Annotated in this window: 16 protein-coding genes; 1 reads left to right on the top strand and 15 read right to left on the bottom strand. The window is 68.1% G+C overall.

Translation table 11 applies throughout. The features are described 5' to 3' along the window. Nucleotides 1-97: 97 nt before the first annotated feature. The 6 genes from hutU to hutC all read right to left on the bottom strand — a co-directional run bounded on the left by hutU (nucleotide 98) and on the right by hutC (nucleotide 6,376). The gene (hutU, locus tag ACTJJX_RS26400; RefSeq protein ID WP_003095958.1) at nucleotides 98-1,777 is read right to left on the bottom strand and encodes a urocanate hydratase; all 1,680 of its coding nucleotides are present in this window, start codon (nucleotides 1,775-1,777) and stop codon (nucleotides 98-100) included. A gap of 325 nt (nucleotides 1,778-2,102) precedes the next feature. Continuing rightward, complete coding sequence (locus ACTJJX_RS26405) at nucleotides 2,103-2,900, bottom strand: phosphate/phosphite/phosphonate ABC transporter substrate-binding protein (protein ID WP_003114463.1); 798 nt, start codon at nucleotides 2,898-2,900, stop codon at nucleotides 2,103-2,105. A gap of 18 nt (nucleotides 2,901-2,918) precedes the next feature. After that, nucleotides 2,919-3,857, bottom strand: coding sequence for a fatty acid desaturase (locus ACTJJX_RS26410; protein ID WP_016852223.1), 939 nt, complete (start codon nucleotides 3,855-3,857; stop codon nucleotides 2,919-2,921). A gap of 15 nt (nucleotides 3,858-3,872) precedes the next feature. Further along, nucleotides 3,873-4,895: an ABC transporter substrate-binding protein gene (locus tag ACTJJX_RS26415; RefSeq protein WP_003101766.1), complete on the bottom strand. Its 1,023-nt coding sequence runs from the start codon at nucleotides 4,893-4,895 to the stop codon at nucleotides 3,873-3,875. 141 nt (nucleotides 4,896-5,036) lie between these two features. Next, nucleotides 5,037-5,627 carry a HutD/Ves family protein gene (locus tag ACTJJX_RS26420; protein ID WP_003121232.1) on the bottom strand — a complete coding sequence of 197 codons (591 nt, stop codon included), beginning with the start codon at nucleotides 5,625-5,627 and terminating at the stop codon, nucleotides 5,037-5,039. Next, complete coding sequence (gene hutC, locus ACTJJX_RS26425) at nucleotides 5,624-6,376, bottom strand: histidine utilization repressor (protein ID WP_003095970.1); 753 nt, start codon at nucleotides 6,374-6,376, stop codon at nucleotides 5,624-5,626. Before hutC ends, ACTJJX_RS26420 begins: the two co-directional genes overlap by 4 nt. 100 nt (nucleotides 6,377-6,476) lie before the next feature. Between hutC and ACTJJX_RS26430 the strand changes: the two genes are divergently transcribed. Continuing rightward, nucleotides 6,477-7,838: a formimidoylglutamate deiminase gene (locus tag ACTJJX_RS26430; RefSeq protein ID WP_003101785.1), complete on the top strand. Its 1,362-nt coding sequence runs from the start codon at nucleotides 6,477-6,479 to the stop codon at nucleotides 7,836-7,838. Between the two features lie 142 nt (nucleotides 7,839-7,980). On the opposite strand, the gene ACTJJX_RS26435 is transcribed toward ACTJJX_RS26430, so the two are convergent. From ACTJJX_RS26435 to ACTJJX_RS26475, 9 genes are all read right to left on the bottom strand, one after another. Continuing rightward, nucleotides 7,981-8,550, bottom strand: a complete 570-nt coding sequence (locus ACTJJX_RS26435; protein ID WP_003095980.1) for a lipocalin family protein — start codon at nucleotides 8,548-8,550, stop codon at nucleotides 7,981-7,983. Next, a complete protein-coding gene (gene bamE / locus ACTJJX_RS26440; protein ID WP_003095983.1) occupies nucleotides 8,547-8,804 on the bottom strand; it encodes an outer membrane protein assembly factor BamE domain-containing protein in 258 nt (85 codons plus the stop codon). The genes ACTJJX_RS26435 and bamE overlap by 4 nt, the downstream gene beginning before the upstream one ends. A gap of 72 nt (nucleotides 8,805-8,876) precedes the next feature. Then, nucleotides 8,877-9,479, bottom strand: a complete 603-nt coding sequence (locus ACTJJX_RS26445) for a DUF924 family protein (RefSeq protein WP_003101790.1) — start codon at nucleotides 9,477-9,479, stop codon at nucleotides 8,877-8,879. A 4-nt stretch (nucleotides 9,480-9,483) separates the two neighbouring features. Further along, nucleotides 9,484-10,494 (bottom strand): class 1 fructose-bisphosphatase, encoded by a 1,011-nt coding sequence (locus ACTJJX_RS26450; protein WP_003095990.1) that lies wholly within the window; start codon nucleotides 10,492-10,494, stop codon nucleotides 9,484-9,486. A 139-nt stretch (nucleotides 10,495-10,633) separates the two neighbouring features. Then, entirely contained in the window at nucleotides 10,634-11,164 is a 531-nt protein-coding gene (gloA, locus tag ACTJJX_RS26455; RefSeq protein WP_003101793.1) for a lactoylglutathione lyase, read from the bottom strand. Between the two features lie 156 nt (nucleotides 11,165-11,320). Beyond that, entirely contained in the window at nucleotides 11,321-13,261 is a 1,941-nt protein-coding gene (gene estA, locus ACTJJX_RS26460) for an esterase EstA (protein WP_016852224.1), read from the bottom strand. Nucleotides 13,262-13,369: 108 nt separating this feature from the next. After that, on the bottom strand, nucleotides 13,370-14,764 hold the full coding sequence (locus ACTJJX_RS26465) for a DUF3999 domain-containing protein (RefSeq protein ID WP_016852225.1): 1,395 nt from the start codon (nucleotides 14,762-14,764) through the stop codon (nucleotides 13,370-13,372). Further along, nucleotides 14,761-18,366 (bottom strand): DUF2339 domain-containing protein, encoded by a 3,606-nt coding sequence (locus ACTJJX_RS26470; protein WP_016852226.1) that lies wholly within the window; start codon nucleotides 18,364-18,366, stop codon nucleotides 14,761-14,763. Before ACTJJX_RS26470 ends, ACTJJX_RS26465 begins: the two co-directional genes overlap by 4 nt. Nucleotides 18,367-18,504: 138 nt before the next feature. After that, the gene (locus ACTJJX_RS26475; RefSeq protein WP_003110179.1) at nucleotides 18,505-19,089 is read right to left on the bottom strand and encodes an SAM-dependent methyltransferase; all 585 of its coding nucleotides are present in this window, start codon (nucleotides 19,087-19,089) and stop codon (nucleotides 18,505-18,507) included. Nucleotides 19,090-19,165: the final 76 nt, after the last annotated feature.

The raw sequence follows: 19,165 nt of genomic DNA on the forward strand, positions 1-19,165 counted from the left end.
TCCGCTGCGGCTCGCGCGCCGCCATTCTTGTTGTGGCCTGGTCGGGACAGTGGGCGGCCGCCCCCACGCCCCGCCGGCGTGGAGGCGGTTTTCGAGGTCAGCGCTGGGCGGTGATCATCGGCAGGTTCAGGCCCTGCTCCTTCGCGCAATCGATGGCGACCTGGTAGCCGGCGTCGGCGTGCCGCATCACCCCGGTACCCGGGTCGTTGGTCAGCACGCGGGCGATGCGTTCGGCGGCCTCGTCGCTACCGTCGCAGACGATCACCATCCCGGAGTGCTGGGAGAAGCCCATGCCTACGCCGCCGCCGTGGTGCAGCGAGACCCAGGTGGCGCCGCTGGCGGTATTCAGCAGGGCATTCAGCAGCGGCCAGTCGGACACCGCGTCGGAGCCGTCCTGCATGGCCTCGGTCTCGCGGTTGGGGCTGGCCACCGAGCCGGAGTCGAGGTGGTCGCGGCCGATGACGATCGGCGCGGACAGCTCGCCGCTGCGCACCATCTCGTTGAAGGCCAGGCCGAGCTTGGCGCGCAGCCCCAGGCCAACCCAGCAGATGCGCGCCGGCAGGCCCTGGAAGCTGATGCGCTCGCGGGCCATGTCCAGCCAACGGTGCAGGTGGGCATCGTCGGGGATCAGTTGCTTGACCTTGGCGTCGGTCTTGTAGATGTCCTGCGGGTCGCCCGACAGCGCGGCCCAGCGGAACGGACCGATGCCGCGACAGAACAGCGGGCGGATGTAGGCCGGGACGAAGCCGGGGAAATCGAAGGCATTGGCCACCCCCTCTTCCTTGGCCATCTGGCGGATGTTGTTGCCATAGTCGAAGGTCGGCACGCCCTGCTGCTGGAACGCCAGCATGGCCCGCACGTGTACCGCCATGGACTGCTTGGCGGCCTTGACCACGGCGGCCGGGTCGGTCTGCGCGCGGTCGCGGTACTCTTCCCAGCTCCAGCCGGCCGGCAGGTAGCCGTTGAGTGGATCGTGGGCGCTGGTCTGGTCGGTGACCATGTCCGGGCGTACGCCGCGGCGAACCAGTTCCGGAAGGATCTCGGCGGCATTGCCCAGCAGGGCGATGGAGATGGCCTTGCCTTCGGCGGTGTAGCGCTGGATCCGCGCCAGGGCGTCGTCCAGGTCCTTGGCCTGCTCGTCGACGTAGCGACTGCGCAGGCGGAAGTCGATGCGGCTCTGCTGGCACTCGATGTTCAGCGAACAGGCGCCGGCCAGGGTCGCCGCCAGCGGCTGGGCGCCGCCCATGCCGCCAAGGCCGGCGGTAAGCACCCAGCGGCCCTTGAGATTGCCGTCGTAATGCTGGCGGCCAGCCTCGACGAAGGTTTCGTAGGTGCCCTGGACGATGCCCTGGCTGCCGATGTAGATCCACGAACCGGCGGTCATCTGGCCGTACATCGCCAGGCCCTTGGCGTCCAGTTCGTTGAAGTGTTCCCAGGTCGCCCAGTGCGGCACCAGGTTGGAGTTGGCGATCAGCACCCGCGGCGCGTTGGCGTGGGTCTTGAACACGCCGACCGGCTTGCCGGACTGTACCAGCAGGGTCTCGTCGTCGTTCAGTTGCTTGAGGGTCTCGACGATCCTGTCGTAGCACTCCCAGTTGCGCGCGGCACGGCCGATGCCGCCGTAAACCACCAGTTCCCTGGGGTTCTCCGCGACCTCCGGGTCGAGGTTGTTCATCAGCATGCGCAGCGGCGCTTCGGTCAGCCAGCTCTTGGCGGTCAGCGTAGTGCCGCGCGGGGCGCGGATTTCAATATCGCGGAATTTGCTCGGGGTGGTCACGGCAGGCTCCTGGGCGTGGCGTTCAACGGGCGGCGACCGGCGAGGGTGCGCCTGAATTCGGGGACGAAGCAGAGGTCGGGCTGGGTCTACCGAACACATCTATGCTTGTACATACAAGTATAAGCAAAGGAAGGGCCAATTCTGCCGCCACGCCCTCCGGCGATATCTCCACATTCCCGTGAATTTCATTCAACCCGTTGATTTTTCTGTAGTTAAGAATTAGCGAAGGTAGCCTCTCCCCCGGGAGAAGGAGCCTGCCGGAACGGCCCTGGGTGCACGTGATCGAAGCGTGCGCGCACCGGTTTGGGGCCTTCGGTAACACCGTTCAGCGCAATTGCGGGTAACCCCAGCCCTGCGCCTGACGCTCGTAGTCGAGGAGAATCCGGTAATGCTCCTCGCCGGCCGGGAGGAAGCTTTTCAGCGCCAGTGTCGCGGCCAGGTGCGGGCACTCGATCAGCGTCAGGTTCAGCGCTTCGAACAGCTCGCGGCGTTGCGCCGCACTCCAGTGCAGCGAGGTGATCAGCGGCAAGGCCGGGCTCGGCGCGCTGCGCCCGAGCACGCGCAGGCCGTCCAGGCGCTCCGGTGCGTGGCGTTGCAGGTAGCCGAAGGTCACTGCATCCACCGAGGTCAGCTCGACCTCACCCGCGGCCACCATCGCCAGGCTGCGCAGGTGGCCGCCGCTGATGTGCACCTCGGCGAAGAACGCCGAGTCTCGCCCCAGCGGCGCCAGCGCATGGCGCAGCAGGTTCATGCCGCTGTTGGAGTCGTGGTCGTTGAGCGCCAGGCGGGTATTGCGGAAGTCGCCGAGGCGCTGGCGCGCCTGTCCTTCGGCGGCGACGAACAGGCTGCAATGCTCGCCGGGAGCACAATCGGGCAAGTCGTAGCTGGGCACCGCGAGCACCGCCACCTGGCCGCGCAACTGGGTCATCAGCGGATAGCCGCAGGTCTGCGCGAACAACAGGTTAGGCTGTCGCCACTGCACCGCCAGATCGGTGGCGGCCGACGCGTAACGGCGCACGCCCAGGCGCCGGCAGACCTCGCCGATGAAGGTTGCGCCGGCCTGCCTGACGCAGTCCGGCTCGACATACATGTCCAGCGCCGCCACCACCGGGGTATCGATCATGCTCTCGTCCGCCTGCCTTCAATGCTCGGGATGCACCGGCGCATCCACTGGCCGCCAACCGTGGCGCCGCCATAGACGACCATAGCCGGGCAGGTGGAAATCGCCACTGCGTCGCCGGTAGGCACGGCGGCTTGCGCTATACACGCGCGGCAGCAGGTACCAGGGCAGGCCCGGCAGATCGTGGTGGACCAGATGCAGGTTGTTGTTGAGGAACAGCAGCCGCCACGGCCACCCCGCCTCGACCAGCACGCTGCGCTGCGCCGGCTCGCGGGCCGGACGGTGCTCGTAGAAAGAGCGCAGCATGCTCAGGCCGAGGGCCGGATAGGCCACCGCCGGCAGGTACAGCCAGGGCGGGATGCCCGCCCAGCGCCAAAGCCCGGCCAGCAACCCGCCCAGCAGCACGGCATGCAGGCCCCACAGGCGCCAGGCGGCACCCTCTCCCCGGCGCAACCGCGAACCTTCCAGGCGCGCCATCGCCGCCAGGGCCAGCAGCGGGCCGAGGGTGGCGCGACCGAGCAGGGTCTTGTCCAGGCAGAGCCAGCGCCGCCGCCAGGAGCCCAGGCGCGGCCACTCGGACAGACTGACGTAGCGACTCTCGGGGTCCAGCCCCGGGTAGGTCAGTTGCTCGTCGAGGTGGTGCCGCAAGTGGCTGTCACGGTACAGCGGATAGGGATACCAGACGGCCAGTGGCAGGTAGCCGAGCATGGCGTTGAACCTCGGCCAGCGGGTCGGGTGGCCATGGATCAGCTCATGCTGCAACGACATGTAGAGGGAGGCGAACGGCACCAGTCCCGCCAGTACCGGCCAACCCCAGCGCTCATACTGGCTCGCGAGCAGTGCCCAACCGCCGTACAGGCAGGCGACCAGCAGCCAGGTCGGCCATTCGCTGCGCGCCTGGAAGGTATCCTGGAGCCGCCGCACCAGGGTGCGCTGACGCCCGCTCAGGTAGTGCGCCATGAAGGCTGGCGAGGCTTACTTCAGGGAGGTATCGAGGCGCGCGGCGACTTCGGCCGGCACCCAGTGGCTCCAGATTTCGCGATGCTGGCGAAGAAACTGCGCACGCACCTCGCCGACCTCGCGATGATTCTGCGCCATGTCGGCGAGCAGCTCGTTGAACAGCGGCAAGGGGATCTCGACCTTGCGGAACAGCTCGACCAACGCCGGCGCCTTGTCATGGAAATCGCGGGAAACGCCAATGGTGATCTTCGCCGGCAACGAGCGGGAACCGATGGGGTCGGGGTTCTTCGGATCGGACAGGGTGGCCCAGGCCTTCTCGCTGAACGGCGGCTCTTCCAGTTGCACCAGCTTGAAACGGCCCATCAACGGAGTCGGCGACCAATAGTAGAAAAGCACCGGCTCGCCGCGCCGGAAGGCCGCACTGATAGCCGCATCCAGCGCCGGGCCGGTGCCGGTGCGGAAGTTCGTGTAGCTGTCCTGCAACCTGTAGGCCTTGAGCTTCTGGCTGTTGACGATCTCGCAGGTCCAGCCGGTCGGGCAGTTGTAGAAACGCCCCTTGGCGGGCTCCTCGGGATCGCGGAACAGCGCCTTGTAGCGCGGCAGGTCGGCGACCGACCTCAACTCCGGCGCCTTCGCCTCGATGCCTCGTTGCGGGTCGCCCTTGACCAGGTACTCCGGCACCCACCAGCCCTCGGTGGCGCCCTTCACCGTCTCGCCGACGGAGAACACCTCGCCCGCCTCCTCCGCCGCGCGCCACACCGGGCTACGCCCGGCCCATTGCTCCCCGGTGACCTGGATATCGTTCTGGCGCAGGGCGTTTTCCATGGTCACGGTATTGCCCGGCAGCGCGTCGGTCTCGCAGCCGTAGCCTTTTTCCAGTACGTAGCGCAACAGGTCGGTGGTGAACATGCCGCTTTCCCAGTTCAGCCCGGCGAACACCACTTTGCCCGGGTACGGGCATTCCGCCGCGACGGCGGTCTGGCTGGCGAGGCTGGCGCCCAGGGCGAGGACGGCGAGGATCTGGCGAAGCGGGGGCATGCGGGTCTCCCGGTTGGAGTCGGACGGCATGCGGAACTATATAGGCATTAAAAATATTGGATTAATAACGTTTGATTCTTTGGATAGACAAAAGCGCCTACCCTTTCGGTGTAGACGCTTTTTCCTGGCGGCGCCGGCGAATCACAGCGAATCGAGTTCCACCGCACAGACCCACGCCGGCTCGTGGGCCGTCAGGCGCCAATGCTGCAAGCCCTGCAGCCCCTCGGCGCACAGGCAGTCGTGGGCAGCCAGTTGCCCGCGAGGTTGCCCTTGCAAGGAAATCGCTACCCCGTCCTGCTGGGCGAACAGCAGCAGCGTGCTCGCCGTGCCGTGCCAGTCCAGCTCGCCCTCGACCCGCAGCCATTGCAGGCGCGCGCGATGGCGCTGGGGCGCATAGATCAGGTTGAAGTCGCGGATAGCTCCATCGAGCAGGGTGCAGTGCACCTCGCTGTCGCCGGAAAAAGCGAAGGCCTGCCGGGCGCGTAGCGGCGCGGATTCCGCGCCATCCACCCGCAGGCGCATGCCGCCGCCCTCCAGCACGCTGATGATCCGCTGGTAACCGGCGAAGCGGGAGAAGCCGCCGGACTCGCCGACATCGGCGATCGACAGGCGCCAGCCGAAGCCGTCCAGGCCGTCGCCGCCGTCGCGGGCGATCTCCTCGGTGGAGCCGGCGCCGTTCTTCCACGGCATTCTCGGGTAGTCGACGGCGCGCAGGATGCGGAGTTCGCTCATGAGCTGAAACGTCCTTCCAGACGGTGGCGGGAACCCGGGTGCAGCAGCCGCGCGGCGGTCACCGCGACACGCCCGGACCATGTGCGGCGGCGGATCAGCAGGCACGGCTCGCCGCGTTCGATCTGCAACAGCTTGCACTCGGCCGGCTCGGCGAGGATCGCCTCGACCACATGCTCGCCCTCGGTGAGCGGCGCCACCTGGGTCAGGTAGGCATAGGGCGTTTGCCGGGTGAAATCCTGCTTGAGGTAGTCCGGCGCCACCGCGGCGTTCACGTAGCGGTCCTCGATCTGCACCGGGATATCGTTCTCGTAGTGCACGATCAGCGAGTGGAACACCCGCTGGCCTTCGCGCACGTCCAGTGCCAGGGCGCGCTCGGGGCCGGCGACCTCCTCGCCGAGGGTGATCACCTGGCAACGATGGCGATGCCCGCGGGCCGCGATCTCGTCGGCGATGTTGTGCACCTCGAACAGCGCCGACTGGCCCTTGGGCTCGGCGACGAAGGTTCCTACCCCCTGCATGCGCACCAGCAGGCCGTCGCTGGTCAGTTCGCGCAGGGCGCGATTGATGGTCATGCGACTGAAGCCGAGCTGGCTGACCAGTTCGCTCTCGGACGGCACCCGGTGGTGCGGCGGCCAGGCGCCCGACTGGATCTGGCTGACGATCATCTGCTTGACCCGCGCGTAGAGCGGCGCCGGTACCTCGCCGAGTTGCGAGGCCAGCGGGGAACGATCGGAGGAAGAGGACGTCACGGAGAGACTCCTTGTCGAGGCGTCGATGAAGTGAGTTTACGCACCGCTTAATCGTCTGTATATGTATATACAAATAAAACAGACTGCGTGTGAGCTGATTATGTCCGCAATTTTCGCTGAACGTGCGTTGCTGCCGGAAGGCTGGGCGCGAAATGTCCGTTTCGAGATTTCCGCGGACGGAGTCCTCGCCGGGATTCGTCCCGACGCCAACGCCGACGGCGCCGAACGCCTCGGCGGCGCCGTGCTGCCGGGGATGCCCAACCTCCATTCGCACGCGTTCCAGCGCGCCATGGCCGGGCTCGCCGAAGTCGCCGGCAATCCCAACGACAGTTTCTGGACCTGGCGCGAGCTGATGTACCGGATGGTCGCTCGACTGTCGCCGGAACAGATCGAGGTCATCGCCTGCCAGCTCTACATCGAGATGCTCAAGGCCGGCTACACCGCGGTGGCGGAATTCCACTACGTCCATCACGACCTCGACGGCCGCTCCTACGCCGACCCCGCCGAACTTTCCCTGCGCATCTCCCGCGCCGCCAGCGCCACAGGTATCGGCCTGACCCTGCTGCCCGTGCTTTACAGTCACGCAGGCTTCGGCGGCCAGCCGGCCAGCGAGGGCCAGCGGCGCTTCATCAATGGCAGCGAGGCCTACCTGGAACTGCTCCAGCGCCTGCGCGCGCCGCTGGAGGCGGCAGGCCACTCCCTGGGCCTGTGCTTCCACTCCCTGCGCGCGGTGACTCCGCAGCAGATCGCCACGGTCCTCGCCGCCGGCCACGACGACCTGCCGGTCCACATCCATATCGCCGAACAGCAGAAGGAAGTCGACGACTGCCTGGCCTGGAGCGGACGCCGGCCGTTGCAATGGCTGTACGAGAACGTCGCGGTCGACCAGCGCTGGTGCCTGGTCCATGCGACCCACGCCGACCCCGCCGAGGTGGCGGCGATGGCGCGTAGCGGCGCGGTGGCCGGCCTGTGCCTGAGCACCGAGGCCAACCTCGGCGACGGCATCTTCCCGGCGACGGACTTCCTCGCCCAGGGCGGGCGCCTGGGCATCGGCTCGGACAGCCACGTCTCGCTCAGCGTGGTCGAGGAACTCCGCTGGCTGGAATACGGCCAGCGCCTGCGCGACCGGAAACGCAACCGGCTGTACCGCGACGACCAGCCGATGATCGGCCGCACGCTCTACGACGCTGCTCTGGCTGGCGGCGCCCAGGCCCTTGGGCAGCCGATCGGTAGTCTCGCCGTGGGCCGTCGCGCCGACCTGCTGGTGCTCGACGGCAACGACCCCTACCTGGCCAGCGCCGAGGGCGACGCCCTGCTCAACCGCTGGCTGTTCGCCGGCGGCGACCGCCAGGTGCGCGACGTGATGGTGGCCGGCAGATGGGTGGTGCGCGACGGCCGGCATGCAGGGGAAGAGCGCAGCGCACGGGCATTCGTCCAGGTGCTGGGGGAACTGCTCGACTGACCCTGCACAGCGGCGGACAACCGCGTTGCGCTTATCCGCCCCACTCGTTCGAGCCGTCGGGCGCTAAACGCCGATACTTCCCACGCCAGCCGCCAGGCGTGAACGGCGCTGGAAAGAAAAAACGCCCCGGCGGGGCGTTCCTTCACTGGCTCCGCTTCAACTGGCCGTCGGGTACCCGCCAGATCAGCTCGTCCACCGCGTAACCGCGGCTGCGCGCTTCTTCCAGCAGACGCTCGCGGGTCTGCTGCGAAACCTGCGGGGTACGCGACAGCAGCCACAGGTATTCACGGTTCGGATTGCCCACCAGCGCGGTACGGTAGTCGTCGTCCACCGCCAGCACCCAATAGTCGCCGCGCGCCACGTTGGGGAAGAGATTGGCGAACCAGTTGTCGAAGCGCACCCACAACTTGTCGGTGCGACCCGGCTGCTGGGCGACTGCCCGCCCCTCCACCTGCTCCCAGTCGCCATCCAGGGTCAGGCAGCGATTGATCACCTGGATGCTCTGGTCTTCCTGCAAGCGGTAATGCGCCTCCGATTGCGCGCAGTTGCGCTGGAAGAACATCGGCAAGCGCGCCAGTTCGTACCAGGTGCCCTGGTAGCGCTGGAGGTCGACCTGCTCGGTGGCCGGCGGATTCTTCGGCGAGCCCGCGCAACCGACCAGCAGCAAGCCCAGCCACAGGGTGCAGAGCACCCGGATCGGCAGACCGATCACTTGAGCCCCTGGCCGGAGAAGAGCAGCGCCTTGTCGGCCGCGTACTGCACGCTGATGAAAGCCTTCTCGTCGCCCCAGGTGCAACTGGACATGCCCAGCGCGCCGGAGCACTCGGTGGGCTTGCCGAGGATCGCCTCGACCTCGGCCTTGCTCATGCCGGCCTTGAGCTTGGAATAGTTTTCCTGGTTGATCTTGCTGCAGGCGGCCAGGACGACGCAGAAAGCGACCACGGCCAGGGTACGGAACGACGCCATGAGGAACTCCTTGTTCGGGGGAAGCGCTGCCCTACAGCTTGGCACACGCGGGGGAAATCCGGAGCCTTGGAGTCAGAAACGCGAACCGGGTTCCCTGAGGAACGCCGTCTCCTCCTCGCTGGAGGGGCGGCCGAGAATGGCGTTGCGATGGGGAAAGCGACCGAAGCGGGCGACTACCGCATGATGCCGCTCGGCATAGTCGTAGAAATCGTCGAAGGGCTTGCGCACGCTGCCACCGACCTGATCGCGCAGGTCGCGGAAGCAGGCTACCGCCCGCTCCTGGCTGGGCAGGTCCTCGGCGTGCTCCAGGACCAGGTAGGCGAACACCCGGCGCACCGGCGGCAACTGGCGGTCGAAGCCTTTTTCCAGGCCCTCGCGCACCACCCGTTGCGCCCGGGCGTCGCCGGCGTAGGCGCGCGGCGTGTCGCGGTAGATCATCCGCGGCAACTGGTCGAGCAACAGGATCAGCGCCAGCCAGCCATCGGCCTCGGCCGTCCACTCCTGCAAGCCGCCGTCCAGCGCCTGGTTCACCAGGTCGCCGAAACGGCCGCCGGCATCGGCGTCCTGGCAGACGTTCTTGCCGAACCACAGGCCGTTGCGCTGGGCAACCACCTCGGCGGCGTCGCTGGAGGTGCCGAACCACCAGTCGAGCAAGGTCTCCCAGGGCGCGCTCATCGGCCTACTCCGCGTGGTAGCCGGTGATGCGCTCGACTTCCTGCTTCGAGCCGAGGAACACCGCGACACGCTGGTGCAGGTTCTCCGGCTTGATGTCGAGGATGCGCTGGGTGCCGTTGGTGGCGGCGCCGCCGGCCTGCTCGATGATGAACGACATCGGGTTGGCTTCGTACATCAGGCGCAGCTTGCCGGGCTTCTCCGGCTCGCGGGCGTCGCGCGGGTACATGAAGACGCCGCCACGGGTCAGGATGCGGTGGACGTCGGCGACCATCGAGGCGATCCAGCGCATGTTGTAGTTCTTGCCCAGCGGGCCTTCCTTGCCGGCCAGCAGTTCTTCCACGTAGCGTTTCACCGGCGCTTCCCAGTGGCGCTGGTTGGACATGTTGATGGCGAACTCGGCGGTGCTTTCCGGCACGCTGATGTTGTCGTGGGTGAGGACGAAGCTGCCCAGCTCGCGATCCAGGGTGAAGCCCTTGACGCCATTGCCGAGGGTCAGCATCAGCATGGTCTGCGGGCCGTAGATGGCGTAGCCGGCGGCGACCTGGGTGGTGCCCGGCTGGAGGAAGGCTTCCTCGCGCAGGGTATCGTTCTGGTTCAGGTACTCGTTGGGGCAGCGCAGCACCGAGAAGATGGTGCCGACCGAGACGTTGACGTCGATGTTGCTGGAGCCGTCCAGCGGGTCGAAGACCAACAGGTAGGCGCCTTTCGGATAGCGCCCCGGAATCTGGTAGGGGTGGTCCATCTCCTCGGAGGCCATGCCGGCCAGGTTGCCGGCCCATTCGTTGGCTTCCAGCAGGATCTCGTTGGACATCACGTCCAGCTTCTTCTGCACCTCGCCCTGCACGTTCTCGGTGCCCATGCTGCCGAGCACGCCGCCCAGCGCGCCCTTGGACACCGCATGGCTGATTTCCTTGCAGGCACGCGCCACGACCTCGATGAGGAAGCGCAGGTCGGCCGGGGTGTTGTGGCTGCGGGTCTGCTCGATCAGATAGCGGCTCAGGGTAACGCGGGACATGGATGGCTCCGGAGAGAGGAAAAAACCCGCGCAGTTTAACGCGGAATTGGCGGTCACGCTTGACTCCGCGCAACCGCCGGTTGGAGATCGGCGGCGGCGGCGCGGTTCATTTCCGCGGCGCGCAACCGATCGACGGTCGTCAGCCGCGCCCCATCTCGCCGTTCAGGCTGGCCTGGACGATTTCCACCCAGTAGCCGTCGGGATCGCTGATGAAGGCCACGTTCTTCATGCCTCGGTCCAACGGCTTGACGAAGTTCACCCCGAGCGTTTCGAAACGCTCGCAAGCCGCCACCAGGTCGGGCACCGAGAAACAGATATGGCCGAACCCGCGCGGGTCCTGGTTGCCGTTGTGGTACTGGCTGTCGTCGCTCTCGCTGCCCCAGTTGTGGGTCAGCTCGAGGACCGACTGGCGCCCGAAGGTATATCGCTGGCGCTCGTCGACCGCATCAGGCACTTCTTCGCCACGGGTCATGGCGAGGAAATACAGGGAGAAGCGGCCTTCCTCGAAATCCAGGCGACGCAGCAGGCGCATGCCGAGCACCCGCGAGTAGAAGTCGAGCGAGCGCTTCGGATCCTTGACCCGCAACATGGTGTGGTTGAACACGTATTCCTGGGTGATGGCGTCCGGCTCCATGCAGATGCCGGGCTGTACTTCGGTGTTGAAACTCATCGGGCGATTCCCTCGAACGAAACGGATCGGCAGTGTATGGCGGTCGACCGGGCGGCGAGTAACAGCGGGGTACTACTCTCTTGATGCCGGCGCGCGCCGTTCGTTCCGTCGGCGAGAAACGCGACCGGCGCCGCCCGGGCGCCGGTCGCCGCTACCTCAGAAGTCCAGGCTCAGCGCCAGGCTGACGCTCTGCTGGGTATCGTCCTCGCCCTTGCGCCAGTTGTAGCCGCCGCGCAGCGACAGCTCCGGTGCCAGCTTCTGGCTGAAGCCGAGGGAGACGCGGTTGAGGTGGTCCTGCGGGGTGTAGCCTTCGAGGGTGAAGCGATTGCCCGGCAGGCTGTTGAGGGACATGGTCAGGTCCTGGGTGTCGTCCTCGTACTCGCGTTCGTGGGCGTACTCGGCGAACAGCTGGGTATCGCTGCCGAACGCGTACTTGCCTTGCAGGCCGGCGCCCAGGCGCTTCGAGCTGCGCTTCTGGTCGTCGTAGTCGAGCGCGCTGGCGCTGGCGCCCTTCTCGGAATAGCCGTCGACCTCGACCCGTGCATAGTCGGCGCTGACGAACGGCGACAGGTGCCAGGGACTGTCGGCCTGCTGGGCGATGTCGTAGCCCAGGCGCGCGCTGAACGCCCACAGGTGGCCGTTGGTGTCGCCTTTCTCGCTGCGCTCGCCGCCGCCCAGGGCGAACTTGCGCTTCAGGTCGTCGTAGTCGAGGTAGCCGCCGGTCAACGCCGCGTCGGCCCACCAGCGGTTTTCCTGGTACTGCACGAAGGCGCTGGCCATGTAGCTGTCCATCCGGTAGTCGGAATCCTTGGCGCCGGCTTCCAGCTTCTGCCGGTAGAAACCGGCGGCGACCCCGGCGCGCCAGGCCTCGTCGATGCGGTAGCTGCCGCCAAGGGTCAGGTTGTAGCCATTGCCGTCGCCGCTGGCGGCGCTGTCCTGGGAGTCGAAGTCCAGGCGCTGGCCACCGCCGCCGACGAAGCCGCGCCACTGGCCGACGTTCTGCCAGTTCTCCCAGTCCGCCTGCCACTGGCTGCGCAGTTCGTCCTGGTAGGCACGCAGGGTGCCGTGGGCCATTTCCGGCAGCAGGGTCAACTCCCAGGGCGCCGACAGCAGCGAATAGGTGTAGTCGGCGATCAGGCGCTGGCCGGTGATGGTCGGGTGCACGCTGTCATTGAACAGCAGTTTGCTCGGGTCGGGCGTGCTGCCGTTGATCCCGTAGGTCGGGTTCATGGTGCAGCCGTTGCCGCTGAAACAGGTGCCGATCAGGTTCTGGTCGGCGGCCAGGCCGAAGGAAGCCGGGTTGGCCATGCCTTCCTTGAGCAGCAGCGGGATGTTCAACGGAATGACGTTGGCGCCGGCCTGGCTCAACTGGGCGGTCAGCTCGGCGTTGAACGTGCCGCTGAGTTGGCTGGCGAAAGGCTGCAAGGGACCACCGAAGGTAGCCGGGGTCAGGCCCAGGTCGGGCAACAGCCAGACCACGATGTAGCGCGCGCCGGCCTGCTGCAGGGCCTGCACGCTATCCACCAGGCGACCGGCGGCCTGTTGTGCCTGGACGTCGTTGAGGATGCGCCCCTGGAGGAAGTCGTTGCCGCCGCCGGTGATGTAGTACAACGCGTTCGGATCGGCACCCAGGCCCTGGCGGGCACGGTCCACCAGGTAGCCATCGCGGCTGCGCAGGAGGGTATTGTCGCGCTCGATCAGCGAGCCGTTGGCCGCGGTGATCGAGTCGTAGATCTGGTCGGTCCGGTAGCCGCCCACCGCCCAGTTGTTGCCGTCGGCGATGCCCTGCTGGGCGTTGACCGGCGAGGTCGAGGCAGCCAGGTCGCCCGGGGCGATGCCGAGCTGATTGCCGAGCAGCATGGGCGCGGTCGGTCCGAAGATCTCGCCGCTGCCGTTCTGGTAGGTCGGGCCGACCCGGTTGGTGAAACGCGAGGTGCTTCCGGCGGGGCCGGCAGGATCGGGGAACTGCCCGGCATCGCTGAGGCTGTCGCCGAACACCACCAGCGTCGAATAGGGCGAAGGAGCAGCCTGCGGGGCGGTGGACAGCGAAGCCAGCAGGCAGGCCGCTACCAGTGGCTTGAGCGCCATTCTGATCATTCTCTTACTCCGTGATTTGTTTTTATTGTCGGGCCGCCGCGTCGTCGGCATGCGCCCCGGGGCCCGTCGTAAAGCCTCCTCAGCCGAACAGCATAGCGCGGAACCGGCTCATGGCTTGTTCGGCGAGGAACGCAGCAGGCTCATTGCCATTATTACCAGCAGAGCGACCCCCAGCAGAAGTACCGCCCACAGGCCGATCTTCTTCCAGTCGCTACCCGGTGCCGGCGCCGCGGCCGCCATGGCCACCTCCAGCGGTTCGCCCAGGCTGGCGCTACCCAGGGTGGCGCGCTTGCTCTCGGTATAGCCGGGAATCAGTACGCCGAGCGGCAGCGCCGCCGACTGCGCGCCGGGCTTGCCGAACGCCAGCCGGTACGGCGGGCTGCCGCGCACCAGGAACACCAGTTCGCTGGCCGGCAAGCCGACACTCAGGGACGGAACCTCCGGGCCCAGGCCGGTACCTCGTTGGTCCACCTGCAGACGCAGCTCGCGCACCGCCCAGCCCGGCAGTTCCAGCTCGTTCTGCTGTACGTTGCGGCCGTCGATCGGCAGCCGGTAGAGGACCCCGCGTGCCAGGCTGCTCCAGGCGGCCTCCCGGCGCGGCGAAGCGTTCTCCGTACGATCACGGCCGGACAGTTCCACCGGGACGATGGTGTGGGTCAGCGCCTGCTCCAGGGACACCCGCACCCGCTGCAACGGCAACGCCAGCGGCAACTGCCAGCGGTACTCGCCGTCCCCCGCCTGGCGCCCGGCCAGCGGCTCGGACCAGATCATCGGCGCCGGCTCGGTGCTCCGCGTGCTGCCTTGCAGGCGGGCGCCATGGAGGTCTGCCGCGGTTGCCCCGGCCGGCCAGGCCAGACGCAGGTAGCGGGCCTGGCGGCCGGGAAGCTTGACCTCGCTGACGTCGATGCGTTCGCCGTTGAAGGTCAAGCGGGCGATCTGTCCGTCCCCCCAGGCCTGCCAATGCTCGAGGTCGTCGCTGGCTTCCACGGAGAAGCGCTGGAAGCCCTCCTCCGGGCTGCTCCAGTCCAGCCGCAGGCGCTCCAGGGGAAACGTCACCGCGCTCGCGTCGAGCAGCCAGCCGCGCAAAGTCTCGGCAGCCGGCCCGGCGTTTTCCGGCAGCACCTCGACTATGGTGCCGCTGGTGTTGCGCTGCACCCGCAGGTTCGGTTGCGTCGCGTCGGCGGCGGACGTGCCTCGCAACGGGAACAGCCGCACCTCGGCCTCATGCGGCGTGCTGGCCTGGCGCTCGCTGCCGGCCACCAGGGCGTAGGGCAAGGCCTCGCCTTCGGCATCGAAGACCCGCAGGTCGCGCAGGTCGGCATGGGCAGCCGACAACTGCACGCTCATCGGGATGCTCAGGCGATACCAGGGACCTTCGCCCTGCAGCGACAGCGCCACCTGGCGGCTGAAACCTTCGGCAGACTCCTTCGCCGACAGCGGCAGGGACAGGCAGGCGCCCAGCAGGAGCAGGCCGGCGGTTCTGAACGAAAAGGAGCGCGTCATGGCTGCTCGGCCTCCGATGCGACCTCGGCGCGACGCGGAGGCAAGGGTGAGAAGTAGCCGACGACCAGCAACAGGACGCCGACCCCGATGAAGGAGATGATTCGCTCCAGGCTGCCACTGTTGCCCAGCTCGACGAAGAACAGCTTGACCACCACGACGCCGACCAGCGCCGCGCCGACCATCCACAGGTCGCGCCGGCCGAGACGGGTACCGGCGATGGTCAGGCCCAGCGCACAGAGCGTCCAGACCAGCGACAGCCCCGCCTGCACCAGCATCGACGCGGCCAGCGCCTCGGCCTGGAACGGTACGCCGGCCAGGTGGTGCGCGGCGCGGCACACCGCCAGGGTCAGCAGGGCGAACAGCGAGGCGCCGGCCAACGCTTGGCGCCCCAGGCGCGCGCTGGCATTGCCATCGACGAGCGAGGCCAGGCTGGCGTCGCTCCAGCGGTAGAGGGCGAACAGCACGATCAGCAGCCCCAGTTCCAGCGGGTTGGCCAGCGGCAGGTAAGGCAGCGGCTCGGCAGCGCCGTCGCTGAGCAGGTTGGCGCTCCAGAACCAGCCGAGCAGCAACAGCGCCACCGGCGCAGCGGCGAGCAGCCGATACTCTCGCGGGAAGTCGCGCAGCGGCCAGGGCAGGCTCCGCCCGCCAGCCACCAGCAGCAGGTAGGCGCTCGGGACCAACGCCCAGCCCAGCCAACGCCAGGCGTTGTACTGTTCGGCGAGCAGGGCGAACAGGTAGCGCAGCTCCAGCGCCAGCACCCCTAGCAACAGCCAGCAACCGAGCACATGGGCAACGCTCAGGGCCTTCGCCGGCAGCAACGGGGCAAGGCGTCGCAGCGACAGCAGGTGCGTGGCGAACAGCAGCGGCCAGGCCAGCCAGCCGAATTCGCCGAACGGCTGGTAATCGAAACGCCAGGCACTGGCCAGGGCCAACAGCGCCACCGGGACCAGCGCCAGGCACAGCAGGGCCAGTTCGCGCCAGCGCTCGCGCAGCGCCAGCAGCATCCACGACGCCACTGTCGCCGCGGCCACCAGCAGCAACGCATGCTCGCGCAGGCCATAAGGCACGAAGCGGACGGTTTCGCACAGCGCGGTCAGCGCCCACCAGCCGGCTCCCCAGAGCAGCAGCAAGTGCGACAGCTCGGCCAGGCCGAGGGTACCGATACCCAGCGCCCGCTCGCGCTCGCCGGCGCGGCGCAGCCGCCAGGCGCCGACCAGCGCCGCCAGGGCCAGCACTGCCGGCGTCCAGAACCCGGAATGGGCCAGGGGCCGCAGGCCTTCGCCGCTCAGCGAGCCGAACAGCGACGGCCCGGCGAGGAGGAACGCCAGGCCGCCCACTACCTGCAAGGCGAGGCCGAAGTAGAAGCTCAGGCGCTGGCGCAGCACCAGGCTCAGCCAGATGATCAGCAGCCCGCTACCGGCCCATACCGCGCTGGCGCTGCGCCAAGGCAGGACGAACAGCACTGCCAGGTTGACGAACGCCAGACCGGCCAGCAGCACCAGGCTCAAGCCCATGAGCAGCCGACTGTCGTCCTTCACCAGCGGGTCGCGCGCCGCCAGCAGCATGCCGCCGATCAGCGCCAGGCCAATCAGCGAGGCGGTCATCAAGCCACGCCAGCCCGAGTCGAATACCCCACCCTGGCCATCGCCGCCCTGCAAATGCAGGAGGAACAGCGCACCGCCCAGCAGTTGCACGGCGAAGGCGCAGAACAGGAAGGTACGCGAGCCCAGGCGCAAGCCGGCGAACAAGCTCGCCAGGCCGGCCACGGCCCAGGCGATGGCGGTGCCGTCGACGGCCAGGCAGAGCGGTGCGACCAGGTAGAGGAAGGCCAGGCCGGCGGCCGCCAGCAACGGCCGGCAGGCGGGCTCCCAGTCGGCCAGCGCTTTCGCCGGCGCGCGACGCAGCTGCCAGAAGCTGAACAGCGCCGCTGCACCGAGCATCAGCGCGCCCAGCGGCGAACCCTCCAGCAACGTCGTCTCACCCGGGCGCACGCCATTCAGGTAGGCCAACGCCGCACCGCCCTGCAACAGCAGGGCGAAGAGCCGCGCCAGGCGGCGTTGCTGGTGCAGGCCGAGCCAGTAGATGCCGGCACCCTCGACGGCCCAGGCGGCCGAGGTCCAGCGCGCGTCCAGGCCGAGCGGAATGGCCAGGGTGCCGAAGACCACCCCCAGCGCCAGGCAGATTTCCACCAGCAGGCTGGTGCGTCCGGCCGAAGCATGGCCGCGCAGCACCCGCGCCAGGACCATGTAGAAGAGCCCCAGGGCCAGGGCGCTGAAGGCCATGCCGAAGTCGATGTGGCCGATCACCACGCATTGCAGGCCGAACCCCACCAGTGGCGGGCCGAACAGCACGGTGGCGTCGATGTAGTCGGCCTGTCGCGCCGACCAGCGCAGCAGTTCGCCGCGCTCGGCAGGCGCCTGCGCGGCCTCCAGCAGCTTGCGGCGGGCGAAGAGCAGGCCGATCCCGACGTACATCAGGAAGAACAGGGCCAGGAACGGCTCGGTGCTGGCGAACAGCTCCGGTGTATAGGAGCGCAGTCCCCAGGCGAAGCCGATGCCGAAGGTGCCGACGAAGCCGACCAGGTTGAGCGGCCGCCAGGCGCGGAACCAGGCGATGGCGAAGATGCCGGCGTTGAGCAGGGCGAAGTAGCTGAACAGCGCTACATGGTTGCCGCTGCCGGTGGAGGTCAGGATCGGCGCGGCGAAGCCGCCGAGCGCCGCCACCACCGCCAGGCCCATGGCGTTCTGCAGCACGGCGAGGATCGCCGAGCAGATCGTCACCACCACCAGCAGGGCCAGCGCCGCGCCGGGAGAGATCAGCGGATGCAGGCGCATGGCGGCGAAGATGGTCAGGTACAGCACCGCGATACCGGTGCCTTGCAGGATCAGGCCGTAGGCGGCGCGCCGCTCGCGCAACCACCAGCCGACGCCGAGCAGCGCCATCGCTGCCAGCGCCACCCCGGCGTAGCGGTACTCCACCGGCACCGCCACCCGTTCCGAGGCATAGCGCAGGAGGAAGGCCAGGCCGATGAACAGCAGCACCACGCCGATGCGCAATACCGTGTTGCCGCCGAACAGCCAGCCCTTGGCCGCGGCGAAGCCACGCTCGACCAGCGAGGGTTCGCGTGGAGGCGCTGGAGGGGCGGCACGGCGCGGCGCTGGCTGGGCGTCAGGCTGGAACGCCGGCTGACGCTCGATGGGCTGGACGGGTTCGGGGGGACGAGGCGGAGGCGGCGCAGCCTCGACGGCCGGCAGCTCGATGTCCCAGTCCAGCGGCGGGGCAACCTCGGCGGGAGGAGCGGGAGGCGTGTCTGCGAGCGGCTGGTCGATGCCGGCGGCCGGCTCGGGAACGCTTTCGGGAAGGTCCTGCGCCTGGCGCTCCACGCGCAGCAAGCGCTGGTGGATGACCTCGGTGCCGCGCTCGAAGCGTTCGGCGAATTCGCTCATCTGCTTGCGCAGGCGCTCGTTCTGTTGCGCCAGGTTCTGCAGCGAGACGGCCTGTCCCAGGGCCAGGCCGGAAAGGCCGCCGAGGAGGGCGCCGACCAGCGATTCCCCGGCGAAGCCGCCGAGGATCAGGCCCACCAGCATGAAAATCCATTGCATGCGTCGAATCCTTGATCAAGAGGTACCACGATCCACTGATACCTGCCCTGGCCATCCTGCCAGAGCGGAACCCGCGCCGGGAGTATACAGCCCGCATTCCAGAGATTCGACGCATTCCGACGCCCGCCCCGTGGCGAGCTACCTCTTCCTGGCGATGAACTGGACCACGCAGGCCGCGCCGGTGTGGAAACGGCCCTCGACCACCTCGCGCTCGATTTCCCGCGCCAGCAGCACTTCGCACTCCGGCAGCTCAGCCTCCAGCGCCGCACGGCTCACCAGCATGTCGACGTCCGCCGGGCCGCCGGTGCCGCGGCCGAGTTGTTCCGGCCGATAGGCCTCCAGCAGGAAGAGACCGCCCGGTCGCAGCGAACGCTCCAGCAGGCGGTTGAGTCTGCCGCGCACGCGACTGGGCAGGTGCGCGAAGATCGACACCACCGCGCCGAACGCCGCTGCCGGCGGTTCGTAGTCCGCCAGGTCGACCACCAGGGTGTCGATCGACACGCCTTTCGCCTCGGCCAGCCGGCGCGCCTTGGCCAGGCCGACGGCGGAGCCGTCCACGCCAAGCACCTCCAGCCCCAGCGAAGCGAGGAACACCGCGTTGCGCCCCTCGCCCTCGGCGACGCTCAGCACCGGCCCGGCCAGCCGCTGCGCATGCTCCTTCAGGAAAGCGTTGGGTTCGGTTCCGTAGACATACTCTTCGGCGGCATAGCGTTCGTCCCACATGAGGTTCACCTCGTCTGTATTTCGTCACGGCCCAGGTGCCGAAACGCTAGTCTTCCACTTCAAGTCGACTTGAGGT

It is taken from the genome of Pseudomonas sp. 22490, from assembly GCF_052044465.1.
GTDB lineage: Bacteria > Pseudomonadota > Gammaproteobacteria > Pseudomonadales > Pseudomonadaceae > Pseudomonas > Pseudomonas aeruginosa.

Excerpts from the sequence above, each read along its gene's own strand:
- ACTJJX_RS26405 (WP_003114463.1), bottom strand. The coding sequence starts at position 2,900 with ATGATCGATACCCCGGTGGTGGCGGCGCTGGACATGTATGTCGAGCCG.
- ACTJJX_RS26410 (WP_016852223.1), bottom strand. The coding sequence starts at position 3,857 with ATGGCGCACTACCTGAGCGGGCGTCAGCGCACCCTGGTGCGGCGGCTC.
- ACTJJX_RS26415 (WP_003101766.1), bottom strand. The coding sequence starts at position 4,895 with ATGCCCCCGCTTCGCCAGATCCTCGCCGTCCTCGCCCTGGGCGCCAGC.
- ACTJJX_RS26420 (WP_003121232.1), bottom strand. The coding sequence starts at position 5,627 with ATGAGCGAACTCCGCATCCTGCGCGCCGTCGACTACCCGAGAATGCCG.
- ACTJJX_RS26430 (WP_003101785.1), top strand. The coding sequence starts at position 6,477 with ATGTCCGCAATTTTCGCTGAACGTGCGTTGCTGCCGGAAGGCTGGGCG.
- bamE (WP_003095983.1), bottom strand. The coding sequence starts at position 8,804 with ATGGCGTCGTTCCGTACCCTGGCCGTGGTCGCTTTCTGCGTCGTCCTG.
- ACTJJX_RS26445 (WP_003101790.1), bottom strand. The coding sequence starts at position 9,479 with ATGAGCGCGCCCTGGGAGACCTTGCTCGACTGGTGGTTCGGCACCTCC.
- ACTJJX_RS26450 (WP_003095990.1), bottom strand. The coding sequence starts at position 10,494 with ATGTCCCGCGTTACCCTGAGCCGCTATCTGATCGAGCAGACCCGCAGC.
- gloA (WP_003101793.1), bottom strand. The coding sequence starts at position 11,164 with ATGAGTTTCAACACCGAAGTACAGCCCGGCATCTGCATGGAGCCGGAC.
- estA (WP_016852224.1), bottom strand. The coding sequence starts at position 13,261 with ATGATCAGAATGGCGCTCAAGCCACTGGTAGCGGCCTGCCTGCTGGCT.
- ACTJJX_RS26465 (WP_016852225.1), bottom strand. The coding sequence starts at position 14,764 with ATGACGCGCTCCTTTTCGTTCAGAACCGCCGGCCTGCTCCTGCTGGGC.
- ACTJJX_RS26470 (WP_016852226.1), bottom strand. The coding sequence starts at position 18,366 with ATGCAATGGATTTTCATGCTGGTGGGCCTGATCCTCGGCGGCTTCGCC.
- ACTJJX_RS26475 (WP_003110179.1), bottom strand. The coding sequence starts at position 19,089 with ATGTGGGACGAACGCTATGCCGCCGAAGAGTATGTCTACGGAACCGAA.